Consider the following 24,488-nt stretch of genomic DNA (forward strand, 5'->3'; position numbering starts at 1 on the left):
AGGCCATATTTAGTTTTTGCACTCTCTGATTTGCCAGTCAACGCACACTAATTGACGACCCGAACCGTAGCAACTCGAAGAAAATCTCCGGGCTTGATGAGGGTGTCTAATCGCACATGGGGTGCCAAGTATTCTGATGTCTGGTGACGAAACTTCTGTCTTATCTTTTGGTCATTCAGGCGTATATTTGAACGCATGAATAATGATCGGGTGACCGTGCGGCCCCGGAGGTTTTGCCAACAGGCAATACGAACCTTCGTTCTGGCACTCATCTGGGGTTCGGCATTCCTGATTTCCGTCGCTTCGACAGCGGGCACGGAACGCGTTGCTTTTATGCTGCAGCTGAATGGCGCCGTCAGCCCCGCATCCGCCGATTATGTGATCCGCGGCATAAAGCTTGCCGGCGAGCGTCACGTGGCATTGGTCGTTCTGCAGATGGACACGCCCGGCGGCCTCGACACGTCGATGCGGGAAATCATTCGCGCGATCCTTGCTTCATCCGTGCCTGTCGCAAGTTTCGTGGCCCCGAGCGGTGCGCGCGCGGCCAGCGCCGGTACCTACATTCTCTATGCCAGCCACATCGCCGCCATGGCACCGGGCACCAATCTGGGCGCCGCGACGCCCATTGCTCTCGGAGGCGGCGGAGAAGACGACGGCCGGGATGGTGAGAGCAAGAAACCACAGTCGCGCAGTGCTGCAGAGACCAAGGCAGTGAACGACGCGGCCGCCTATCTTCGGGGTCTGGCCGAGTTGCGCAATCGGAATGCCGACTGGGCAGAGAAGGCGGTACGTGAAGCAGCCAGCCTTTCATCCACCGCAGCAGAACGGGAGAAGATCATTGATTTCGTCGCGGCCACCGTCGATGAGCTGATGGCGAAAGCCAACGGTCGCACGGTGCGGGTGGGTGAAGGGGATATCCGGCTCGATACGACCGGTCTCATGGTCCAAAACATCGAGCCTGACTGGAGAACCCGTCTCCTATCGGTCATCGCCGACCCGAACGTGGCGCTCATCCTGATGGTTATCGGCATCTATGGTCTGATATTCGAGTTTCTCACGCCCGGGGCCGTGATACCGGGGACTGTCGGCGGCATATGTCTCCTGCTCGGTCTTTATGCCCTGGCCATGTTGCCCGTCAGCTACGCCGGCGTCGGCCTCATCGTCCTTGCGGTTGGCTTGCTTGTCGCGGAAGCGCATGCGCCGAGTTTCGGCGTCCTTGGCCTTGGCGGTGCGGTCGCGCTTGTCCTGGGAGCAACCATTCTCTTCGATACGGATGTGCCTGAATTGGAAGTGAGCCGGCAAGTCCTGGTTGGCATCGCCATCTCCGCTCTCGCCTTCAGCCTCATTGTCGTTCGGCTCGCATTCGTAGCGCGCCGGCACGCTGTTGTGACGGGTGCGGAGCAGATGATCGGCATTTCGGGTACAGTTTCCAGTTGGACGGACACCAGCGGTTATATCGTCGCCCATGGAGAGCGCTGGAGCGCCGTCTCCGCCGAACGGCTCTCGGCCGGTGACGATGTGAGAGTGATTGCCAGAGATGGGCTAACGCTTGAGGTCGCCCGCAATTCCCGCAAGGATCGGCAACCTCTGGAAGGCAGGGAGGAGCGCGCATGACCATGCTCGGAGGTTTCATCTTCTATATTGTCGCGCTCATCCTACTGCTGGTCATTCTGGCGAACGCGATCAAGATTCTGCGCGAATATCAGCGGGCAGTCGTTTTTACTCTGGGCCGGTTTACCGGCGTGAAGGGTCCCGGATTGATCCTGCTTGTTCCCTACGTGCAGCAAATGGTGCGGGTCGACCTGCGGACGCGTGTGCTCGATGTCCCCAGCCAGGACGTCATCTCGCACGACAACGTCTCGGTTCGCGTCAGCGCAGTGATTTACTTCAGGGTCATCGATCCGGAGAAGTCGACGATCCAGGTCGAGGATTTCATGGCAGCCACGAGCCAGCTCGCTCAAACGACGTTGCGCTCGGTGCTTGGCAAGCACGATCTCGATGAGATGCTCGCGGAACGCGACAGGCTGAACGAGGATATTCAGAGAATGCTCGACGCTCAAACGGATGCGTGGGGCATCAAAGTTGCCAACGTTGAGATCAAACATGTCGACATCAACGAATCGATGATCCGTGCGATTGCCCGGCAGGCGGAAGCTGAACGCGAGCGGCGCGCGAAAGTCATCAATGCCGAGGGTGAGCAGCAGGCCGCGGCGAAGTTGGTGGAAGCCGCCGAAATGCTGGCCAAGCAGCCTTTGTCCATGCAACTTCGCTACTTGAGCACGCTGAACGTCATTGCCGGAGAAAACAGCTCAACGATCATATTCCCATTCCCGATGGAACTCGTTCATCTCCTGGCCGGCAGGACGGACCCACCAGGAAAATGACGAACGGAGGCGATTTAGGGGAGCGTCGGCTTGTTCCCGGCGAACATTGGATAGGTAGGAGGGAATATATCCTCGACCCTCGGATGACCCCATGTGCGGTCAGGATACTTCGCCACCAACCCGTCGAATTGTGCCTGAGCGCGTCGGCGGGCTTCGTTGAGGTCAATACCCGCAACCGCGCCGTCGCACATCGAAAGGCGTCCGTCGACGAAGACGGCGCGCGTCACGCGACCGGTTGCGCCGAAGATAAGCGATTGCACGGGATCCACGGTCGGGGCGAAGCGCGGGTCGCTCAGGTCGAAGATCGCGATGTCGGCTTTGGCGCCCGGCTGCAGCCGGCCGAGATCGGGACGACCGAGAGCGTCCGCGCCGCCCGTCGTGGCCGCGTCAAAGACCTCCGAGGTCGCCAGTCCTGCCGCTCCGCCTTCCGCGATCCGCCCGGTCATCAGGGCAACGGCCATGTTCAGTACCATGTCGGGTGGCGCGGTGTCGGTGCCCATGCCGATGCGGATACCGAGATCACGGCAGCGGCGGAAGGATCGCAACATCCCCCCATCGCGCGCATAGACCAGCGGGCAATGGGCAATGGTAACACCATGCGCTGCATAGAGATTGAGGTCCTCGGGCTCCGCCTCCACCGCATGGGGGGCGATGAGCCGCTCATTCAGAAGACTATGTCGGGCAAGCCATTGCGGGCCGGTGGTACCGTGCAGTTGCTGGACCGTCTGCCGTTCCATCTTGCCTTGCGCCATATGCAGCCGGACCGGCAGGCCCATTTCCGACGAGGCGGCCATGGTTCGCTGTAGAAGCGGCAGCGTGCAGGTCTCCACGCGGTCAGGCGCCAGCATCGCTTGCACCAGGCCCTCGTGCTGTCCCGCCACCCGCTCGGCAAAGGCAATGGCGTCATCGAGCCCGTGCAGGCCGCGCGCCTCGTCGAAGACCGGCTTCAGCACGCCGGGCGCCTCGCAAACCATGCCGCCGGATCGATAGGCGGGACCTAACCAGACGCGCAGGCCGAGTTCGCCGGCGGCTTCGGCGGCGGCTTCGAATTCGGCTGATGTCTCGCCCCACTCACGATAGAACAGCGAGGCAATCGGCAGGGCGGTTGTGATGCCGCTCAGCAGCAACTGGCTGAAGGCAAAGCGCTTCTGGAAGGCCAGTTCCTCGGGTGAATACATTTCGTAGGGTCCGCGTTCGACATAGCTGCGCGGCCAGACGCGGCCGGTGGCCCAGCCGGGATCGTAGTCGACGGTCAACAGCGTTGTATCGAGGTCGGAAAGCGCGTCGAGATCGATGAACCCGGGCGAGACCAGCATGTCGCCAAGCTCGATACGTCGGGCGACCTCACCGGGAAAGCGAGCCCCGACATAGAGGACCTGGGCACCCTCAATGACGATTTCGCCGTCCCGCAGCAAGCAGTGACGCCCATTGGCGTGCGCGACGATCCAGCGGGCAGCGAGCGCGGTGCGGCCAGACGGACGGGCGCCGAGGGTGAGGGCGGACAGGTTCATAAGTATCAATACTCCACGATTGTAGCGTCTTCGGCTATCGCGTTTGGCGCGCAATGGTAACGACGCGGTATTAACGGGCCGGACCCGCCGCTCCCACCTGATCGCCGGTCTTGTCGCGGGGAAAGGCATAGGCTCCAACCTTCGAAGTGCGAAAGCCTCCACCCGCCAACGCCTCGGCCAGCTTCACCGCCGCTGTCACGCCGTCGATTACCGGTACTCCAGTCTCGCGCGACAGCCAGTCACACAGTTCCGCCATACCCGCGCAACCAAGCACGATGGCATCCACTCCGTCCTCGCGAAGCGCGGCGCGAGCTTCTGCCAAAAGCCGTGTTCGCGCCGTTGCCGGGTTGGCTTCCAGCGCCAGGACCGGCAGGTCGACGGCGCGCACCCGACGGCAGCGCGCCGCGGCACCATAATGCGCAATCAGGTCTTCGATCACGGGTACCGAGCGCGGCAACGTTGTGATGACCGAAAACCGCGCCGCCACCGTCACTGCCACCTGAACCGCCGCCTGGCAGATGCCGATGACGGGGCCAGAAGCCACCTCGCGCGCGGCGGCAAGCCCTGGATCGTCGAAGCAGGCGATCACATGCGCCGATGCCCCTCGCGCCTCGGCGGAACGAATGGCTGCGAGCATCGCGGGCACGGCCATGGCCTCATCTGAGTAGCCCTCGATGGAGGCGGGGCCGCCGATGGATGTCACCGCCTCGATCACGGTGCCCTCGGCCCGAGCCGCTTCGGCCGCGTGGGCGATCTGGGCGGTCATCGAGGCGGTGGAATTGGGGTTGATCACATGGATACGGATCACTTTGCAGCCCTTTCTGATCTGGGCGTCACCTGTGCAACCTCGTAAGGCCAGAGTGAATCAGGCTTCTTCATTTCGAATTGACGGTCGGAGGTGATGTAATTGTCGGCATGCAGGCGTGCGATCGGCTGATAGGTTTCAGGGTTTACATATCTTCCTGCAGCATCAAGGCACCGGTCATGGACATGCATGTGGACGACCTCGCCGATAATCAGCGCACGCTTGTCATAATCGATGATCCGTTCGACCCGACATTCGAAGCTGCATGGGCTTTCGGCAATGCGGGCGACGTCGATCTGCTTGCAGGGGAGGGGCGTCAGCCCAGCGAAAGCCAGTTCGTCCACATCCGCGGTGAAGTTTACCGCGCAGACGATCATTGCCTCGGCGATGGACATGTCGACCATGTTGACGACGAATTCGCCGGTGCGGCGAATGTTGCCAACGGTATCCTTCTCGTCGCCGTTGCCGCGATACTGGATGCCAAGGACGACCAGTGGCGGCTCGTGCGAGAAGACGTTGAAGAAGCTCATCGGGGCAGCGTTGTTATGTCCTGCAAGCGAACGGGTTCCGACCAGGGCGATCGGCCGTGGGCCTATGAAATTCGTCAGCATCCGGTAGCGGTCAGGGCCGGGAAGTGTGGTGAAGTCGACGTTCATGGTCAGACCGTCCTCGACGGATTGCTCGCCTCGCCTGCAACCACCGCACCCCGGCGCACGACACACCGGCCCACGGGACGTCGGCAAAGCGCGTCACCTGCATTCTGCGCCGCGATCATCACGAAATCGGCGCGGGCGCCGGCGCGAAGGCCGTAGTCGGCAAGACCGATGGCGCGGGCTGCAGCTTCGGTCGCGCAGCCGATGGCGCGGCGGAAATCCTCGTCGGTGTTCCAGTCGAAGCGGTAGGCGGTGAGGAAAGCGCGCTCCAGCATGTCGCCATTGCCGAAGGGCGACCAGGAATCGCGGATGCCGTCGGACCCACAGCAGACCGTCACCCCGATCTCGGTCAGCCGCTCCACGGGCGGGACCGCAACGTCGGCGGGGGCAGACGTCATCAGTGAAATCCGGAGATCGGCCAAACGCTGCCCGATCTGGTCCAATCGCGCCTCGGGGATCATACCGAGGCAATAGGCATGCGAGATCATCACTTTGCCGGCAAGGCCAGATGCCTTGGTATGGTCGGCGATGCGCTCGATCTGCCATGCGCCGAGAGCGCCCTTGTCATGCAGGTGGATATCAACGCCCGCGCCTTTTTCGACGGCAAGATCGAAGATGAAGCGAAGCTGCCCCTCGGGGTCGCCATCGATCCCGGCCGGATCGAGGCCGCCGACGGTTTCCACGCCCATGTCGATAGCCTGCCGCATCAGGTCCGCGGTGCCGGGGCGGCACAATAGGCCTTGCTGCGGAAAGGCAACGAATTGCAGGTCGACCCTGTCGCGCCACGTCTCGCGCAGCCGCAGCATGGCCTCGACATGTGAAAGGCCCATGTCGGGCGCCACATCGATATGCGAACGAACGGTTGTAGTGCCATGCCGCAACATCTCCGAAAGTAGGCGAGAAGCGCGCTCCTCGGGCGGAGTAGTATTCGAGGACAGAATACGGCGTTCGTTGTCGATGTAATCGCGCAGGCGTCCCGCACGACGGCCGGACTGCCAGCTTTCGCCCCAAAGCGTCTTGTCCAGGTGGACATGCGGTTCGACAAAAGCCGGCAGGACCAGCCGCCCGTCACCGTCGACAGCGTCAGGGGCCGTGATGCCGGGGCCAATGGCTTCGATCCGGCCGCCGGTGCAGCGTATGCCGATGGTCTCGCCGTCGATATTCCGCAGGTTGGTGTAGGTGGTGGTCATGCTTGCCCTCGATTATTCTGGCGCGGCGCCTTGCGGGCCGCGCCGTTTAACTTGTCAGCCTTTGAGGCGGGTCCAGATCTTGTCACGCAGATCGCGGGCCTTGGGGCCGCAGTCCTTCGTCGGGACCAGCCGGCTGGAATATTCGGCAGGCATGTTGATTGCTTCCATCTTCCGCCACTGTTCGCTCAGGAACTCGTCAGACTTGATCGCATTGGCATAGGCGATGGCGTTCGACACCGCAGCCGCATTTTCGGGCGCCATCATCCAGTTGATGAAGATCTTTGCATTCTCGGGATGCGGGGCATTGGCGGGAACCGCGAAGTTGTCGCGGAACATCGGCGTGCCTTCCTTCGGGTAGATGAAGCGGATCGTGTCGCGCTGTGCCGTGGCGCGGGCCGTCGCGCCGTTCCATAGATGATGCATCGCCACTTCGCCGGCGGCCATGCGGTCGACCGTGGTGTCGGAGCTATAGAGTTTCAGCTTCGGCTTCTGCGCCTCCAGCAGCTTGAGAATGCGGGCGGCGTCCTCGTTGCTTTCGGTGCATTGCGGGATGCCGAGGTAGAGCGAGGCAGCCGTGATTTCGTCGCTCGCTGTATCAAGCGCGGCGATCTTGCCTTCCAGTTCCGGGCGCGGCTCGAAGTATTCCTTCCACGTCGGCTCCAATACACCGCCCGGAACCTGAGCACTGTCATAGGCAAGGCCGGTCACGCCCCAGAGATAAGGCGCAGAATATTCATGCTTCGGATCAAAATCCGGGTTCTTGAACGCGTCCTTCATGTGGACGTAGTTCGACATCTTGCTGGTGTCGATCTTCAGCAGCAGCCCGTCCTTGATCAGGCCGGGGATCACATAGTCGCTGGGTACGATGACGTCGTATGACGCCCCGCCGGACTGGAGTTTCGCCAGCAGCGTTTCGTTGCTGTCGAAGCCGTCGAGGATTACCTTGATTCCGGTTTCCGCCTCGAACTTCGTCAAAAGTTGCACGGGGTAATAGTCGGTCCAGTTGTAGAAAAAGAGCGTCTTTTCCGTTTCCTGCGCCGCTGCGGGCAACGCAAGAAGGGCTAGTGCAGCAAGTGCAGCACCAAAGCGGAATTTCGAGGTCATGCCAGTACTCCTTTGGGGTTAGCGGCGCAGGCGGCCGAGGAAGAAGGAAAGCGAGACGAGTAGAACGGAGACGACCAGCATAACCGCCGAAATCGCGTTGATTTCGGGCGAGATACCGGAGCGTATGGCAGAAAAAATGTAGACGGGCAGGGTGGTGGTGCCGGGCCCGGACAGGAAGAACGAGGTCAGGAAATCGTCGAGGCTGGTGACGAAGGCCAGTGTGAAACCCGCCATCACGCCAGGCAACAACATCGGCATCGTGACCCGTCGGAAGGTGCGGAAGTGGCTGGCGTAGAGATCCTGAGCGGCCTCCTCATAAGTGCCGCTCATGCCATCCAGACGCGCGCGGATCGGCAGGTAGGCGAAGGGGATGCAAAAGGCGGTATGCGCTGCAATCATCGCACCCAATCCGAGGTGCACGCCCAGTGCCACGAACAACAGCAGCGTCGCGACGGCAACCACGATTTCCGGCAGGATCAGCGGCACATTCAGCACAGTCTCTGCCGCGCCCCGGCCCATAAAGGCGCGTCGCGTGGAGAGTGCCGCCAGCAGCGCAAGGATCGTCGCTGCCGTTGCCGCAGTGATCGCGACCACCAGCGAATTCCATGCCGCAGCCTGGATCGAAGGGTTCACGAGGATGCGACCATACCAATCCAGCGAGGCGTGGGTCCAGATCGTTGCCGTGCGGTTCGCGTTGAAGCTGTAGACGATCAGCACGAAAACAGGCACGTACAGATAGGCGAGCACCACCAGTGAAATCTCGCGCGTCAGGGGAAAGCGCCTCGGATTCATGCCGGCCTCCTGTTTCGCAGCAGCGCCATGGCGATCATGACGATCAGCATCACCGCCAGGAGGATCACCGAAAGCGAAGCGCCGAAGGGCCAGTTGCGCGAGGCGCCGAACTGCATCTGGATGATGTTGCCCAGCATCAGCGTCTTGCCACCGCCCAGAAGGGCGGGGGTGACGAAGGCGCCGAGGCAGGGGATGAAGACCAGCAGCGATCCGGCCATGATCCCGGGTGCAGCGATGGGCAGCACCACACGACGCAGCGCCCGCTTGCGGGTCGCGCCGAGATCATACGCGGCCTCCAGCAGCCTCCAATCGAATTTTTCAAACACCGTGTAGAGCGGCAGGATCATGAAGGGCAGGAAGGAGTAGGTCAGCCCGATCGCCACCGCCACGTCATTGTAGAGCAGTTGCACGGGCCCAAAGGGCGAGATCGCGTTGACGAACTTCGTCACCCAGCCGTCCTCGCGCAGGATGATCAGCCATGCATAGTTGCGGACGAGGAGGTTCGTCCAGAACGGGATCGTGATCAGCAGCAGCATGGCGTTGCGCCCAGTGCGCGACAGGCCAGCCATCCACAGCGCGACCGGCAGGCCCAGAAGCAGACTGAGGATCGTCGTGACTGCGGCCAGTGCGACCGAACGCAGGAAAATCACCAGATAGCTGGCGTTGAGGATCATCGTGCCGTCGAAATCCTCTTCCCAGACGAGGCGGATATAGTTTGCCGCCGATGGCGTCGAAGCCCAGTCCACCCCGGCGCTCGAGCCTTTTTCGAGGAAGGAAATCCACCCCATCAATCCGAGCGGCACGCCGATGAGCAGCAGAATCGTGGCCAGGGCCGGGGTCAGAAGCAAGGTGCGACGCAGGGCGGGGCGTTGCCTCATTGTACCAGCACCTGAAGCGCTTCGCCGGGTAACGTCAGCCCGACGAGACAGCCTGTCTCGGGCGGCTGTCCAGAGGATTCCGATTGTCGCAGCAGGAATGCACTGCCATCCGGAAGCCCCAGCTTGTGCAGCATCGACGTGCCCAGATAGGCAGTGTGGATCACCGTCGCATCCAGCGTGCCCTCTCCGGCAGGCACAAGGCGGGCTCGCTCCGGACGGATTGCGATCGTGACCTTGCCTGGCACACCATGTGTCAACGGCAACACCGCGCCCGCGTCAAGACGGACACCGCCGCCCGGCAATGCTTCGCCCTCCAGCAAGTTAATGTCACCGATGAAGTCGGCCACGAAACGGTGGGTCGGCTTCTCATAGATAGCGCGGGGCGGACCCATTTGCAGGATGCGCCCGCCCTGCATCACCGCTACGCGGTCGGACAGGGTAAGTGCCTCTTCCTGGTCATGGGTCACGAACAGGAAGGTGATTCCGGCCTCGGTCTGCAACTGCTTCAACTCGATCTGCATTTCCTTGCGCAGCTTCAGGTCCAACGCTGAAAGCGGTTCGTCCAGCAGCAGCACGCGGGGGCGTGGCGCCAGGGCGCGGGCCAGCGCCACGCGCTGCTGTTGTCCACCAGACAGTTCGGCGGGGCGGCGGCGGGCGAAAGCCCCCATCCGCACCATCTCCAGTGCCTCGCCCACGCGGGTGCGGATCGCCTCGCGTGCCAGGCCCTGTTCCACCAGCGCGAAAGCCACATTGTCCTCGACCGACAGGTGGGGAAACAGGGCGTAGCTTTGGAACACCGTGTTGACCGGACGATGAAACGGCGGTTCGGCGGTCACATCCTGGCCTTCGATCGAGATCGTTCCGGCATTGGCGGTCTCGAAGCCTGCGATCAGACGCAGGAGCGTGGTCTTTCCGCAGCCGGAAGGCCCGAGCAGCGTGAAGAATTCGCGCCGCCCAATATCGAGCGACACGTTGTCCAATACGGGGATGGCGTAGATTCCCCTGCCAAAGCTCTTGCTGACATTCCGGATCGAAACCGCAGGGGGAACGGACGCATCTGCCATGCTTGCCTCTCGTTTGGTTTAGGCAAGCGTCCTATATTGCATACGATATTGTCAATATGTGTATGCGATATATGGGCAATAATTGTATGCAATCTTTGAAGGTGTTGATTTATCTGGTCAATATGTTCCGGCCTTGATCATTCATTTCGTATCCTTCCCGCATAGTCGGCCAGAACAGCCCGCACATCGCACTCTTTCTTGACGCCAAGCTGGGCGCGCGAGGCCACTTCTTCGACATGATGTTCCATCAGGTCGGCGGCCCGTTCCGTATCGCCGGCAAGCAAGGCTTCGACGATATCCCGGTGCTCGCGTGCGCCGCAGTCGGCGGAATGCGGGCGGCCATACATCGCCATGACCAGTGAACAGCGCGACACCACTTCGTTTATATATCGCTGCAACAGCGTATTGCCCGTCAGCGCGGCAAGATGCAGGTGAAATTCGCCTGCCAGTCGGATCGCTTCAACCTCGCTCTTCTCCGCAAGCGCCGTCTCTTCGTCGACCATCCGACGCAGCGTCGCAGCCGCTTCCGCATCTATCCGGCCCGCAAGTTCCTTCACCATCGCGCGCTCGAGCGCAGCGCGAACGACGAAGACGCCTCGCCCCTCATCCAGCGAGGGGTTCGCGACAAAGGCCCCTCTGTTCGGCTTCAGCTCCACCAGCCCTTCCACGGCAAGACGGCCCAAGGCTTCGCGTGCGATTGTGCGGGAGGATTGGAAGGCCTCGCCGATCATGTCCTCGGGCAGCCGGACGCCGGGCGCCAGCCGCTGGTCAAGTATGGCGAGGCGCAGCAACTGATGCACTCTCTCGGTTCGGGTGAGTGGACGGTCGGTTGCGTGAGACGCGTTGTTCTCGGCTATCATTTCAGGCACAGCTTTCGTTTCTGGACTGCGCCCATAACGGCCATATCCCGCTTGCCGAGGCAAGTGGAAACGGGGCGAAGCAGAACCAAGCATAGCTGTTGCAAGCGGCGGCCGGACTGAAATGCAGCTCAGATTGATCGCCCTTGGTGGTAAAGCGATGCCCTCCGCTCAAGTTTTTGCTCGCTTTTTTGATCTAAGCTTGGGAGGTTAAGCACAACGGTAATAAATGGCTGCGCATGAATGTTCTAATGCGAGCATCTCAGGTCCGGGAACTGAGCATTGATGCCAGAGCCTCGGCGGGCACAGAATCCATTGGGCCGTTCTTTGATGCCCATGCCTCGATTTTCGCCGCCCGAACTCATCGATCGCGCTGACAGGCTGAACAGCTGCTATCGGCCGGAGTCTGTCGGCGGCCGAACTGGCTGCCGGATGAAAAATGCAATATGGTCCTCCCTCTAAATGTTGGGAGGATGCAATGGCTGCGTATCTTATCGCCGACGTAAACGTAACTGATCACAACGCCTTCGAAGAATATCGCAGGGAAGTTCCGGCAACTGAAGCGCGCTATGGCGGGCGATACCTCGGGCGCGGTGGAGCAACCAAAGTGCTTGAGGGCGATTGGGAGCCACATCGCCTTGTGATTGTCGAGTTTCCAGACATGACATCGCTGATGGCTTGGTATGACTCTCCCGAGTACGCCCGCCTCAGAGCTATTCGCGAACGCTGTGCAACGACGAGAATCATTGCTCTCGAAGGAGTTGCTTTACCCGGCTAGGCTCGCGCATCAACGACGATTGGACGCTGGACCATCGAGCCTGAACTGGCAGGATTGGGCGACGCTTGAACAATCACGAAAGCCTGTATTTCTTCACTGAAAGCAGATATCAGCCGATTATGCGCAACACCCCGCCATCGAACTTGTCGTCGCTGGTCGTTCTCGTCATCGACGAGAACAGGATCCGCGCGTCGATTATCGAGGCTGGCCTAAGGGAGGCCGGCTATGAACAGGTGACGGTCATTCAGGAGATCGACGGGATCGCCAGGCGGATCGCCGAGATCAATCCTGATGTCATCGTCATCGACCTCGAAAACCCGAACCGCGATATGCTTGAAAGCATGTTCCAGCTTTCGCGGGCCGTAAAGCGGCCGGTCGCGATGTTTGTCGACAAATCCGACGAAGCCTCGATCGAGGCGGCTGTCGAGGCCGGGGTCTCCGCCTATATTGTCGACGGCCTGAAGCAGGAGCGCGTCCGGCCAATCCTCAAGATGGCGATCAGTCGCTTCAATGCCTTTGACCGTCTCGCGCGTGAGCTCGATGAAGCCAAGGGCGCGCTTGAGAACCGAAAGATTGTCGATCGTGCCAAGTCTCTCCTGATGAAATCCCGGGGCATCTCGGAGGAGGCGGCCTATACGCTGATGCGCAAGACGGCGATGGACCAGAATCGCAAGATCATCGACATCGCGCAGAGCCTCGTCAGTGTCGCCAACATGCTCGATCCCGGAGGGAAGCCATGACAACCCGTTTTGACGTCACGGCTGGATTTGTGCCGCTCGTCGACAGCGCCGTGCTCGTCGTTGCCCGGGAGATGGGTTTCGCGGAGGACGAGGCTGTCGCGCTCTCACTTGTACGTGAGGTCTCCTGGGCAACGATCCGCGACCGGCTGGCTGTCAGACAGTTCAATGCCGCCCACATTCTGGCGCCCATGCCGATCGCCTGCAATCTCGGGCTTACGGCGCTTTCGCCGCGCATGATCACGCCGATGGCGCTCGGCCTGGGCGGCAACGCCGTGACGGTGTCGCAGGCGCTCTGGCGGAGGATGTCTGATCACGGCGCGACAACGAATCTTGACCCAGCCACGAATGGAGGAGCGCTCAAGGCGCTGCTCGCGAAAGGCGACGGCAAAAGGTTGCGGTTTGCCGTGGTTCATCCGTTTTCGGGCCACAATTATGAATTGCGGTACTGGCTCGCTGCCTGCGGTATCGACCCGGACGTCGATATCGAACTCCTGATCCTGCCGCCGCCTGATATGCCGAATGCGCTGCTGCTCGGAGCGATCGATGGCTATTGCGTCGGGGAGCCATGGAATACGGCGGGTGTACTTCAGGGCGAGGGGCATATTGCCACCACAAAGGCCGCCCTCTGGCGCTCCAGCCCGGAAAAAGTCCTCGGCGTCAACGCGGATTGGGCGGAAAGTGAGCCGGAGGCGCTGACGGCGCTGTTGCGCGCACTTTACCGCTCGGCAGTATGGTGCTCCCTGGCTGAAAATCGCGAAGTGTTGGCCGAACTGCTTTCAAGGCAGGCCTATATTGGCAAGCCGGTTGAATGGATCCGTCCTGCCTTGACCGGGAATTTCCAGATCGGTGATGGTGCGACCCATAGCGTCGGCGAGTTCTTCGTAACGCAGGCGAAGGCTGCGACCTTTCCGTGGAAGAGCCATGCCCTCTGGCTCTACAGTCAGATGGTGCGATGGGGGCAGGTCGCTCACACGCCGCGGAACGCGGATGTCGCAATGAACACCTACCGCCCGGATATCTACCGGACGGCGCTCAAATCCCTTTGCGTTGCATTGCCGAGCGCCAATTCCAAGGTCGAGGGGTTTCTTACCCAGGAGACGCCGGTGGGATCGACGGGCGCCCTGACGCTCGGGCCTGACGGGTTTTTCGACGGCACGCTGTTCGACCCCGACAAGCTTGATGATTACATCGCACAACAGCAACGGTAGCCTAGCTAGAATGCCGGTTTCTTGTGCAATGCAAAAAACTGCCGACCAAATAATCACCAGGCTCGGCGCTCGACCAATCCAGTCGTCTCGTTAACGGTTTGATTTTCCTTGAATCGTAGCCAGTATCAAAAACTGGCACGCTGATTGCATATTCATTCTCAAAGGCATCGAGCCTGATATCGACGTCCAACGACGGGCGTTCTCACAGCAAAGCCGCTGAACAGGATTCAAAGCACATGCGCAGGCGTGTGCGATCCCTGCTCAGCGGCTTTTTTCGTTCAACACGTGATGAGGTGGCGCCAGGCGCGTCAAGCAAGCCATGATCGAACCCAATCAAGCACTGCCCTCTCCCCAGGATTCAAACCGCGCGCTTTGGCTTTCCACCGGCGCCTTCACCATCTGTTTCGCGGTCTGGACGATCTTCTCGATCATCGGGATCCGCATCAAGCAGGAACTCGGCCTGACCGAAAGCGAGTTCGGCTTGCTGGTTGGAACGCCGATCCTCACCGGCTCGATCGTGCGTGTCGTGCTCGGCATATGGACCAGCCGCTACGGCGGCCGGCTGGTCTACACGCTGACGATGCTGCTCGCAGCACTCGCGACGTTCCTGCTGAGCTTTGCGCACACCTACCCGCAAATGCTTCTCGCTGGGCTTGGTGTCGGCCTTGCCGGCGGATCGTTTGCGGTTGGGGTCGCCTATGTCTCACCCTTCTTCGCCGCTGAAAAGCAGGGTACGGCACTCGGGATTTTCGGCGCCGGCAATGTCGGTGCGGCGGTGACCAAGTTTCTCGCACCATTTGTGCTGATCGCCTGGGGATGGCAGTCGGTCGCGCAGATCTGGGCGCTTGGTCTCGTGCTGATGGCTGCAGCCTTCTGGTTTTCAACGACGGATGATCCTGCCTTCCTGGCTCGCAAGGGAAATCCTGGTGCTTCGAAGAGCCTTCTCGAAGAATTCGCGCCGCTCAAGAATGCACAGGTCTGGCGTTTTTCGCTCTACTATTTCTTCTCCTTTGGCGGCTTCGTGGCGCTCTCGCTCTGGTTGCCGCGCTATCTGGTCGGCGCCTATGGCTTCGAGCTGGCCACCGCCGGTATGATCGCTGCGGCCTATTCGATCCCCGGCAGCATCTTCCGCGCCTATGGTGGCGCGCTCTCGGATCGCAAGGGCGCGCGTAGCGTCATGTACGCCGTGTTTGTCGTATCCGCGATCGCGACGCTCATTCTCGCGCTGCCTGCCGCCAGCGCGCAAAGCCATTTTCCGGTGACGATCGCACCGCTGGCATTCATCGTCATCATCTTCGTCCTCGGCTTTTTCATGAGCCTGGGTAAAGCGGCCGTCTACAAGCACATTCCCGCCTATTACCCCGAGAATGTCGGCTCGGTCGGCGGCGTGGTCGGGATGATGGGCGGACTGGGCGGTTTCATCCTGCCGATCGCCTTCGGCTACCTCAAGGATGTCACGGGCTTGTGGTCGAGCTGCTTCCTGCTGCTCTTCGCACTGGTCGTCGTCTCTCTTGTCTGGATGCATTTTTCAATCCGCAGTCTCCAGCGTAGCGAGCCCGCGACGCTGACCTCTGCCGTGGCGAGCTGATGGGAGCCCAGAACATGACTCAGAAACTCGTCATCATCGGCAATGGCATGGCCCCGGGCCGCATGCTGGAGCATCTGTTGGAGCGGGCGCCCGGCCAGTATCAGGTCACGATTTTCAACGCCGAGCCGCGCGTCAATTACGACCGTATCATGCTCTCGCCGGTTCTTTCCGGCGAGAAGGAATACGAAGAGATCATCATTCACGGTGACGGTTGGTATATCAAGCACGACATCACCCTCTACAAGGGCCACAAGATCGTCGCCATCGACCGTGCGGCAAAGACCGTAACGTCGGATCACGGCGTGACCGAGAGCTACGACAAGCTGGTGATCGCCACCGGCTCCGTGCCCTTCATCATCCCGGTTCCGGGCAGGGACCTTCCCGGTGTCATCACCTACCGCGATCTCGACGACGTCCAGGCGATGTTGCTGGCGGCGCAATCGCGCGAGAGGGCTATCGTAATCGGCGGCGGTCTGCTCGGGCTCGAGGCTGCGGCAGGCCTGGCTTCGCGTGGCATGGACGTCACCGTGCTGCATGTCATGCCGACGCTGATGGAGCGCCAGCTCGATCCGGCTGCTGGCTACCTCCTGCAAAAGGCGGTGGAGGAGCGCGGCATCAAGGTTGTCACGAAGGCGAACACCAAGGCGATCATCGGTAACGGCAAGGTCGAGGGCATCGAGCTGGACGACGGCCGTATCATTCCTGCCACGCTCGTGGTGATGGCTGTCGGCATCAGGCCGAATGTCGGCCTTGCCAAGGATGCGGGTATCGCCTGCAATCGCGGCATCGTTGTCGATGCCGGCATGCAGACCTCGGATGGCTCTATCCTGGCTCTGGGTGAATGCGCCGAGGTCGACGGCCAGGTCTATGGCCTGGTCGCACCACTCTACGAGATGGCGCGCGTTGCCGCCTCGCATCTGGCGGGCGATCGTTCAGCTGCCTTCGTTCATGCCGATACACCGACCAAACTGAAGGTCACCGGTATCAACCTCTTCTCGCTCGGCGACTTCGCCGATGGCGAGGACCGTCAGGAAATCGTGCTCCGCGATGCCGCAGGCGGCACATACAAACGCCTTGTGCTGAAGGACAACAGGATCATCGGAACGGTTCTCTACGGCGAGACCACCGATGGGGCCTGGTTCAACGACCTGCAGAAGAAGAAGGTCGATATCTCGGATATGCGCGACACGCTTATCTTCGGCCAGGCGTTCCAGGGAGGCACCCCCCTGGACCCTATGGCGGCCGTTGCAGCCTTGCCGGATGATGCGGAAATCTGCGGCTGCAACGGCGTATGCAAATCCAGGATCACCAACACTATCGTCTCAAAGGGTCTGACGACACTGGATGGCGTTCGCGCCCACACCAAGGCGTCGGCCTCCTGCGGATCCTGCACTGGCCTGGTCGAACAATTGATGGCCATCACCCTGGGTGATGCCTACAACCCGACCGCGGTTACCCCGGTCTGCGGCTGCACCCATCTTGGCCATGACGATGTCCGACGCCTGATCAAGGCGAAGGCGCTCAAGACCATCCCGGCAGTGATGCAGGAGCTGGAATGGAAGACATCCTGCGGCTGCGCGAAATGCCGCCCGGCGCTCAACTATTACCTCGTCTGTGACTGGCCGGACGAATATGCCGACGACTACCAGTCGCGGTTCATCAACGAGCGAGTACACGCCAACATCCAGAAGGACGGCACCTATTCAGTGGTCCCTCGCATGTGGGGTGGTGTCACCAACGCCAAGGAACTGCGCGCCATAGCCGACGTCGTCGACAAGTTCGAGATCCCGTTGGTCAAGGTCACAGGCGGCCAGCGTATCGACCTGCTCGGCATAGAGAAAGAAGACCTGCCGGCAGTCTGGGCGGATCTCGGTCAGGCCGGTTTCGTCTCGGGACAGGCCTATGCCAAGGGTCTTAGGACGGTAAAGACCTGCGTCGGCTCGGACTGGTGCCGGTTCGGCACACAGGATTCGACCGGCCTCGGCATCCGCATCGAGAAATTCATGTGGGGCTCGTGGACGCCGGCCAAGCTGAAGCTGGCCGTCTCCGGCTGTCCGCGCAACTGCGCCGAAGCCACCTGCAAGGACATCGGCGTCATCTGCGTCGATTCCGGCTTTGAAATCCATTTCGCCGGGGCCGCCGGCCTCGACATCAAGGGTACCGAAGTGCTCGGCCTGGTGAAGACCGAGGACGAGGCGCTCGAACATATCGTCGCGCTGACGCAGATGTATCGCGAACAGGGTCGATATCTCGAGCGCATCTACAAGTGGGCAAAGCGCATCGGGCTCGCTGAGATCCGCCGCCAGATCATGGACGAAGCGGACAAGCGCCAAGCTTACTATGAGCGCTTCGTCTACAGCCAGAAATTTGCCCAGGTCGACCCATGGTCGGAGCGCGTCTCCGGCAAGGACAAGCATGAATTCCGCCCGATGGCTTCGGTCGGCTTTGCTGACGCTGCCGAGTGAAGGAGAACGAAATGAACTGGATCGCAATCGGCAAGCTCACCGACATCCCGCTGCGCGGCGCACGCTGCGTAAAGACGCCACAAGGCAAGATCGGCGTGTTTCGCACGGCGGAAAACCAGGTCTTCGCTATCGAGGATCATTGCCCGCACAAGGGCGGGCCGCTCACCCAGGGTATCGTGCATGGGACCTCGGTTACGTGTCCGCTGCACAACTGGGTGATTTCTCTCGAGACAGGCGAGGCGCTCGGTGCCGACGAGGGCTCGGTCAAGACCATTTCGCTGGAAGTTCGGGGCGATGAGATCTTCATCGCCCTGGAAGAGCAACTGATGGCAGCGGAGTGAGGATGTCAATGACGGCAACGCGCTTGATACCCCCCTTTGGCCTGCCGGCCATCTCCCCCACAAGGGGGGAGATCAGCAGACGTAGACCCACATTGCCCCAATCGAGCCGCCTATACTTGGCGGGGAGTGCGCTCCATCCAATCTCCCCCCTTGAGGGGGAGATGGCCGGCAGGCCAGAGGGGGGTGCGGCAACACTGACTGCGAGGGAATTGTACCATGCCGCATGAAACCCGCACCACCTGCCCGTACTGTGGTGTCGGCTGCGGCGTCATTGCCAAGGTCGATGAACATGGCATCGTGAGCGTCAAGGGCGATCCCGACCACCCCGCCAATCTCGGTCGGCTCTGTTCCAAGGGCTCGGCACTGGCCGATACGCTATCAATGGATGGTCGTGCGCTTTTTCCGGAGATCCGTGGCGAGCGTGCAGATTGGAATGACGCGCTCGATCTCGTGGCGCAGAAATTCTCGGAAGCGATCGCCGAGCATGGTCCGGATTCGGTGGCCTTCTATGTCTCCGGCCAGTGCCTGACGGAAGACTATTATGTTGCCAACAAGCTGATGAAAGGCTTCATCGGCTCGGCCAACATCGACACCAATTCGCGGCTGTGCATGGCCTCATCCGTTGCCGGCCATCGCCGCGCTTTCGGCAGCGACACGGTTCCGGGCACCTATGAGGATCTCGAACTCGCCGACCTGATCATCCTCGTCGGCTCCAACCTCGCCTGGTGCCATCCTGTCCTTAACCAACGCATCCAGGCGGCAAAGCAGAGCCGACCGGGCATGAAGATCGTGACGATCGACCCGCGCCGTTCTGTCAGTGCCGATCTTGCCGACATGCACCTGATGATCCGCAGCGACGGCGATGTGGCGCTGTTCAATGGGTTGCTCGCCCATCTCGCCTCGTCCTCGGCCTTCGATCACGATTATGTCGCGGCCCACACGACAGGTTTTCCTGATGCGCTCGAGGTGGCGAAAAGCAGAACCATTCTCGATATCTCGCAGGAAACTGGGCTCACTGTCGTTGAGTTGCGCGCCTTCTATCGCCTGTTCGAGACGACGGGAAAAGTGGTCACCTGCTACAGCCAGGGCGTCAACCAGTCTTCCATCGGCACCGACAAGGTCAATGCGATCCTCAACTGCCATCTGGCGACCGGCCGCATCGGCAAGCCCGGCATGGGACCATTCTCGCTGACCGGCCAGCCCAATGCCATGGGCGGCCGCGAAGTCGGCGGGCTCGCCAATATGCTGGCCGCCCATATGAACATCGAAAGCGAAGCGGATCGCGAGCGTGTCCAGCGTTTCTGGAACGCGCCGACCATCGCCCAGAAGCCCGGCCTCAAGGCCGTCGACATGTTCGAGGCGGTGGCCGATGGCCGTATCAAGGCACTGTGGATCATGGCGACCAATCCGGTCGTGTCGATGCCGGATGCCGACCGGGTGCGCGAGGCGATCCGCAATTGTCCATTCGTGGTCGTCTCCGACATCCAGAAGAACACCGACACCGCAGCGCTTGCCCATGTGCTGCTGCCCGCCACCGGCTGGGGCGAGAAGGATGGAACGGTCACCAATTCCGAGCGGCGTATTTCCCGTCAGCGCGGCTTTCTCGATCTGCCCGGCGAGACCCGGCCCGACTGGTGGCACATGGCCGAGGTCGCCAAGCGCATGGGCTTTGCGGGCTTTGACTACGCCGGTCCGGCCGAGATCTTTGCCGAACATGCGGCGCTCTCGGCATTCGAAAATGGCGGCAGCCGCGATTTCGACATCGGTGCACGGGCGAACATGGGTGCGGATGAATTCGATGCCATGATGCCATTCCAATGGCCGCAGCCACGCGGCATGGCGGCAAGCACGACACGCTTCTTTGCCAAGGGCGGGTTCTACACGCCCGACAGGAGGGCGCGATTTATCGCAGTAAAGTCCGGGCGCGACGATCGCACGGGCTCTGACGCCCCCTTCATCCTCAACACCGGCCGCATTCGCGACCAGTGGCACACGATGACGCGGACCGGCAAGGCAGCGCGGCTCTCCTCGCATCTCGCCGAACCCTTCGTCGAGATCAACCCTGCTGACGCGCTCGAACTGGGCATCTCCAAAGCCGGGCTGGTGCAACTCGAAAATGGCTTCGGCTCGGTCGTCCTGCGGGCGCTGCTCACGGAGCGCCAGCCGCGCGGCAGCGTGTTCGTGCCAATGCACTGGACCGACGAATATGCGGCCGATGCCCGGATCGGTGCATTGCTCGCGCCGCGCACCGATCCGGTCTCCGGCCAGCCGGCGCTAAAACATGCCGGCGTTCGCGTGCGCCCTGCCGAGATGACGGCGTTCGGCTTTGCGGTCGTCGCGTTCCGGCCGGGGCGTTTCGATGCGCCCTATTGGGGCATGGCCAAGGCGGAAGGCGGTTGGCGGGTTGAGTTCGGCTTTGATGCCATGCCCGACGATATGGAGGCGTGGTGCCGCGACAGTTTCGGCCTCTCCGATCGGATGGAGCATCTCGCTTATGCCGACAGCACGACCGGCCAGCAACGCCACGGCTTCTTCGAGGACGATCGCCTGGTACTCGCCTTCTATGCCGCGCCGGAGCCGGTGGCCGTCTCGCGCGACTGGGCGGTAAAGCAGCTCAGCACCTCGCTTGCGACAGCGCGCGCTCGCTTTGCCATTCTCGCCGGGCGCCCGGGTGCAGGACAGATGGATCCGGGCGCTACTGTGTGCTCGTGCTTTTCGGTCGGCGTCAACCAGATCGTCGCCGCTGTCGCAGACGGCTGCCGCACGGTCGAGGCCATCGGCAACGCGTTGAGCGCCGGAACCAATTGCGGCTCGTGCCGCGTCGAAATCAAGGGGATCATCGATGGGTGTCGTCGCCAAGCCGCAGAATGAGCGTATTGCAACACTTGCCTCCCTGCCGGTGTTCTTCGACCTGAAGGGCAAGCCGGTGCTGGTGGCCGGCGGCAGCGACGGTGCTGCCTGGAAAGCCGAACTTCTGGCCGCCACGGGTGCTCAGGTGCATGTCTTCTGCCCGGACGAGCAACTCTCCGACACTTTCCGGGGCATGTCGAGCCACCTCACGCATCACGACCTTCATTGGGACGGCGCATATTTCAAGAGCTTTGCGCTTGCCATCGGCGATTGCGAAAGCGACGAAGAAGCGCGTGCCTTTCATGATCGGGCTGCGGCTGCGGGTGTCCCCGTCAATGTGATCGACAAGCCCGAGTTCTGTCAGTTCAAGTTCGGCTCGATCGTCAATCGGTCGCCGGTGGTGATCGGGATATCCACGGATGGCGCGGCCCCCATTCTCGGGCAGGCGATCCGCCGCCGGATCGAGACACTGCTGCCGCAATCACTGAAGTCCTGGGGCCAACTCGCCCAGATGGTGCGCGCCCGTGTCATGGAGAACCTGACATCCGTGCAGCGGCGAAATTTCTGGGAGCGGTTTGTCGATCGAGCCTTCGCGGGCAATGAGCCCGAAGCAGATGCCGTACAACGACTTCTTGCCGATGCCGACCGCATTCGCAGCGATGTCGCACGCCCCGGCCGAGTCACGCTTGTGGGTGCCGGACCCGGCGATGCCGAGTTGCTGACTCTCAAGGCGGTGCGCGCGCTGCAGGCCGCGGATGTCATCCTGTTCGATGATCTCGTTTCGAATGAAGTGCTGGAGCTTGCCCGTCGCGAGGCCAAGCGCATGCTGGTGGGAAAACGTGGCGGCCGGGAAAGCTGCAAGCAGGAGGACATTAATGCGACCATGCTGGCTCTCGCCAAGGCCGGCAAGCACGTTGTCCGCCTGAAATCCGGCGATCCAATGGTCTTCGGCCGCGCGGGCGAGGAAATCGAATTTCTGGAACACGCTGGTATAGTCGTCGATGTCGTGCCCGGCATTACCGCTGCGAGCGCCATGGCATCGCGGCTCGGTGCATCGCTCACTCATCGTGATCATGCCCAGACGGTGCGCTTTGTCACTGGTCATTCGCGTCAGGGACATCTCCCCACCAACCTGGATTGGCGCAGTCTCGCCGATGCCCGGACGACGACGATTTTCTATATGGGTGGCCGGACCGCCGACGAAATCCGGTGCAATTTGCTGACGCATGGCATGAACCCGGAAACGCCTGCCGTTGTGATGAGCGCTGTTTCGCGCCCCAACGAGACCCAATGGACCGGGTTTCTTGTCGATCTGCACACGGCTATCGAGGCGATCGGCGTCGATGAGCCAGTCCTGATTGGCATCGGTTTAGTGTTCTCGAAGCGCCAGCAATCGAACGCCAGGCAACAGGGCTTCGAATTCCCGGAAAGGGTCGCGCGATGACGATTTCGATTTTACCGCAATTGTTGCTGTGCGTTGCCGCTGCCTGTTGCTGGCAACGCTTCAGCCTGATCTTTTCTCCGGCCACAACGCGTTCACTCTTGTTGTCCCCGATGACTTCCGTTGCCACATCGGTTTTCCTATGCTCGGCAAGCCTGGTCTTCACCGAAACCGGGGTTGCCGCCGGCGCGCTCCTGGCGGTCATCACAGTCTTGATGGTGTTCACGATTCCGGAAGCGAATTCCGCATTGAAGACCATGGCGGGCGCAACATGCCTGGCCCTTCATGTTGCTGGGATCTAGGTAGCGGGGTCGCTGACACCTTTCACGTGGCCATAGATATTGCCGAAGGTATGCCGTCGGGTGCCTAGCACCTGCGATTACGAGCGCTGCATTTTGGATTGTTGAGTCATGTATCTCCTTCCGCTTGAACTCCAGATGGGGATGCTGCCGGCGTTGAGATGTGCTGGCGATCATTGCAATTCGCCAGCCGACACGCATAGTTTGCGATCGCAAGTGAAGCGGTGATGCCCGGTGATTCGATACCGAAGAGATTGATGAGCCCAGGGGCGCCGTATTCCTCGCCCGACTGGATCATGAAATCTGCCGCTGGCGTGCCCTGGCCGTGAAGCTTCGGCCTGACTCCGCTATAGTCCGGTGCCAGTGCATTCGATGGTAGGCCCGGCCAGTAGGTGCGTATTGCATCTTCGAATAGCGGCAGGCGTGTTTCGTCGACGCGATAGTCGATGTCTTCCACCCATTGCACATCCGGCCCAAAGCGGGCACGCCCGGCAAGATCGAGCGTCAGGTGAATCCCCAAGCCGCCATTGGATGGCATCGGATAGACCAGATGCTTGAACGGTGGGCGGGGCGCAAGTTTGAAATAATTCCCCTTTGCCAGATACTGGCGCGGGATCGCTTTGGCCGCATAGCCCTCGATCGAGGAGGCCACCTTTTGCGCAGACAGTCCTGCGCAGTTGACGACCGTGCGGCAGGACAGCACCGATTGACCATTCTGGTCTATCAGCAGCGAGACGCCGCGATCCGTTACCTTGCCGGCAACAACCGTGGCACCCAGAATCAGCATGCCGCCCGTGTTCTCCAGATCGCCCTGATAGCTGAGCATCAGTTCATGCACGTCGACGATCCCCGTCGATGGGGAAAGCAAGGCAGCATGACATTTCAGTTCAGGCTCCAGTTCTTTGGCCTCCGCACGCGAGAGCATGACAAGATCGGTTACACCGGCACCGATCGCATTCTCGCTGATCTGGTGAAGCTTGGCGATCTGATCCTCATCGCTGGCGACCAATAGCTTTCCCGGCTGCGCATGGCCGATGCCGCGCTCGCGGCAATAGTCATAAAGGGCGGACTTTCCTTCTACGCAAAGCTGCGCCTTCAATGACTTGGGCGGATAGTAGATGCCTGCATGAATGACTTCGGAGTTTCGCGAGCTTGTTGCGGAACCGATGATTTTCTCAGCTTCCATTACAATGACTTCGCGCCCGGACAGCGAAAGCGCGCGGGCCACCGCAAGCCCCACGACGCCGGCACCGATGACCACGGCGTCGACACGATCTTCGCTATTCGCATTCCATTCCATGTGAAAATTACCCCTCCGCAGGATGATTTCTACACAATAAGGGATTGTCGACAAGTAACCCCGCGGACGGCTTGGCGATGGCGTCGCTCGAACCAGCACATAGGCGCTACCGGCATAGTACCTTTGAATGACCGAGCAATCCTATCCCTCGGCAGTCCTAACTTCGCGTATGGAAACATGTGTGCAGCCGTCCGAATTTTGGGCACATCTCGGCGCGTATGTTACCGTTACGTACTTGCA

Annotated in this window: 20 protein-coding genes; 10 read left to right on the forward strand and 10 right to left on the reverse strand. The window is 61.1% G+C overall.

What is annotated here, in order from left to right; all coding sequences use genetic code 11:
• The first annotated feature begins 195 nt into the window (after positions 1-195).
• Positions 196-1,614 carry an NfeD family protein gene (locus JJB09_RS16045; RefSeq protein WP_201660149.1) on the forward strand — a complete coding sequence of 473 codons (1,419 nt, stop codon included), beginning with the start codon at positions 196-198 and terminating at the stop codon, positions 1,612-1,614.
• Positions 1,611-2,384 (forward strand): slipin family protein, encoded by a 774-nt coding sequence (locus JJB09_RS16050; protein WP_201660152.1) that lies wholly within the window; start codon positions 1,611-1,613, stop codon positions 2,382-2,384. The genes JJB09_RS16045 and JJB09_RS16050 overlap by 4 nt, the downstream gene beginning before the upstream one ends.
• 14 nt (positions 2,385-2,398) lie before the next feature.
• Here JJB09_RS16050 and JJB09_RS16055 read toward each other — a convergent pair whose 3' ends face one another.
• The 9 genes from JJB09_RS16055 to JJB09_RS16095 form a co-directional block, all read right to left on the reverse strand.
• On the reverse strand, positions 2,399-3,895 hold the full coding sequence (locus JJB09_RS16055) for an amidohydrolase family protein (protein ID WP_201660155.1): 1,497 nt from the start codon (positions 3,893-3,895) through the stop codon (positions 2,399-2,401).
• A 70-nt stretch (positions 3,896-3,965) separates the two neighbouring features.
• Positions 3,966-4,700 (reverse strand): aspartate/glutamate racemase family protein, encoded by a 735-nt coding sequence (locus tag JJB09_RS16060; RefSeq protein ID WP_201660354.1) that lies wholly within the window; start codon positions 4,698-4,700, stop codon positions 3,966-3,968.
• The gene (locus tag JJB09_RS16065; RefSeq protein WP_201660157.1) at positions 4,700-5,356 is read right to left on the reverse strand and encodes a flavin reductase family protein; all 657 of its coding nucleotides are present in this window, start codon (positions 5,354-5,356) and stop codon (positions 4,700-4,702) included. Before JJB09_RS16065 ends, JJB09_RS16060 begins: the two co-directional genes overlap by 1 nt.
• Before the next feature lie 2 nt (positions 5,357-5,358).
• Entirely contained in the window at positions 5,359-6,543 is a 1,185-nt protein-coding gene (locus JJB09_RS16070; protein WP_201660160.1) for an amidohydrolase family protein, read from the reverse strand.
• A 54-nt stretch (positions 6,544-6,597) separates the two neighbouring features.
• Positions 6,598-7,647: an extracellular solute-binding protein gene (locus JJB09_RS16075; protein ID WP_201660162.1), complete on the reverse strand. Its 1,050-nt coding sequence runs from the start codon at positions 7,645-7,647 to the stop codon at positions 6,598-6,600.
• A gap of 18 nt (positions 7,648-7,665) precedes the next feature.
• A complete protein-coding gene (locus JJB09_RS16080; RefSeq protein ID WP_201660164.1) occupies positions 7,666-8,439 on the reverse strand; it encodes an ABC transporter permease in 774 nt (257 codons plus the stop codon).
• Positions 8,436-9,317: an ABC transporter permease gene (locus JJB09_RS16085; RefSeq protein WP_201660166.1), complete on the reverse strand. Its 882-nt coding sequence runs from the start codon at positions 9,315-9,317 to the stop codon at positions 8,436-8,438. The genes JJB09_RS16080 and JJB09_RS16085 overlap by 4 nt, the downstream gene beginning before the upstream one ends.
• Positions 9,314-10,381, reverse strand: coding sequence for an ABC transporter ATP-binding protein (locus JJB09_RS16090; RefSeq protein ID WP_201660168.1), 1,068 nt, complete (start codon positions 10,379-10,381; stop codon positions 9,314-9,316). Before JJB09_RS16090 ends, JJB09_RS16085 begins: the two co-directional genes overlap by 4 nt.
• A 137-nt stretch (positions 10,382-10,518) precedes the next feature.
• Positions 10,519-11,241: a GntR family transcriptional regulator gene (locus JJB09_RS16095; RefSeq protein ID WP_201660357.1), complete on the reverse strand. Its 723-nt coding sequence runs from the start codon at positions 11,239-11,241 to the stop codon at positions 10,519-10,521.
• Between the two features lie 475 nt (positions 11,242-11,716).
• Between JJB09_RS16095 and JJB09_RS16100 the strand changes: the two genes are divergently transcribed.
• The 8 genes from JJB09_RS16100 to cysG all read left to right on the forward strand — a co-directional run bounded on the left by JJB09_RS16100 (position 11,717) and on the right by cysG (position 22,652).
• Positions 11,717-12,016 carry a DUF1330 domain-containing protein gene (locus JJB09_RS16100; RefSeq protein ID WP_201660170.1) on the forward strand — a complete coding sequence of 100 codons (300 nt, stop codon included), beginning with the start codon at positions 11,717-11,719 and terminating at the stop codon, positions 12,014-12,016.
• Between the two features lie 119 nt (positions 12,017-12,135).
• On the forward strand, positions 12,136-12,756 hold the full coding sequence (locus JJB09_RS16105) for an ANTAR domain-containing response regulator (RefSeq protein ID WP_201660360.1): 621 nt from the start codon (positions 12,136-12,138) through the stop codon (positions 12,754-12,756).
• Positions 12,753-13,964, forward strand: a complete 1,212-nt coding sequence (locus JJB09_RS16110; RefSeq protein WP_201660172.1) for a CmpA/NrtA family ABC transporter substrate-binding protein — start codon at positions 12,753-12,755, stop codon at positions 13,962-13,964. The genes JJB09_RS16105 and JJB09_RS16110 overlap by 4 nt, the downstream gene beginning before the upstream one ends.
• Positions 13,965-14,283: 319 nt before the next feature.
• On the forward strand, positions 14,284-15,552 hold the full coding sequence (locus JJB09_RS16115; RefSeq protein ID WP_201660174.1) for an MFS transporter: 1,269 nt from the start codon (positions 14,284-14,286) through the stop codon (positions 15,550-15,552).
• Positions 15,553-15,566: 14 nt separating this feature from the next.
• Complete coding sequence (nirB, locus tag JJB09_RS16120) at positions 15,567-18,017, forward strand: nitrite reductase large subunit NirB (RefSeq protein WP_201660176.1); 2,451 nt, start codon at positions 15,567-15,569, stop codon at positions 18,015-18,017.
• Between the two features lie 11 nt (positions 18,018-18,028).
• On the forward strand, positions 18,029-18,358 hold the full coding sequence (gene nirD, locus JJB09_RS16125) for a nitrite reductase small subunit NirD (protein ID WP_201660179.1): 330 nt from the start codon (positions 18,029-18,031) through the stop codon (positions 18,356-18,358).
• 216 nt (positions 18,359-18,574) lie between these two features.
• The gene (locus tag JJB09_RS16130; protein WP_201660181.1) at positions 18,575-21,229 is read left to right on the forward strand and encodes a nitrate reductase; all 2,655 of its coding nucleotides are present in this window, start codon (positions 18,575-18,577) and stop codon (positions 21,227-21,229) included.
• Positions 21,201-22,652: a siroheme synthase CysG gene (cysG, locus tag JJB09_RS16135; RefSeq protein ID WP_201660184.1), complete on the forward strand. Its 1,452-nt coding sequence runs from the start codon at positions 21,201-21,203 to the stop codon at positions 22,650-22,652. The genes JJB09_RS16130 and cysG overlap by 29 nt, the downstream gene beginning before the upstream one ends.
• A gap of 405 nt (positions 22,653-23,057) precedes the next feature.
• Here the strand turns inward: cysG and JJB09_RS16140 are convergent, their stop codons facing one another.
• The gene (locus tag JJB09_RS16140) at positions 23,058-24,248 is read right to left on the reverse strand and encodes an NAD(P)/FAD-dependent oxidoreductase (protein WP_201660187.1); all 1,191 of its coding nucleotides are present in this window, start codon (positions 24,246-24,248) and stop codon (positions 23,058-23,060) included.
• Positions 24,249-24,488 lie beyond the last annotated feature (240 nt).

The organism is Phytoamicus setariae (assembly GCF_016722925.1).
Lineage (GTDB): Bacteria > Pseudomonadota > Alphaproteobacteria > Rhizobiales > Rhizobiaceae > Rhizobium_E > Rhizobium_E setariae.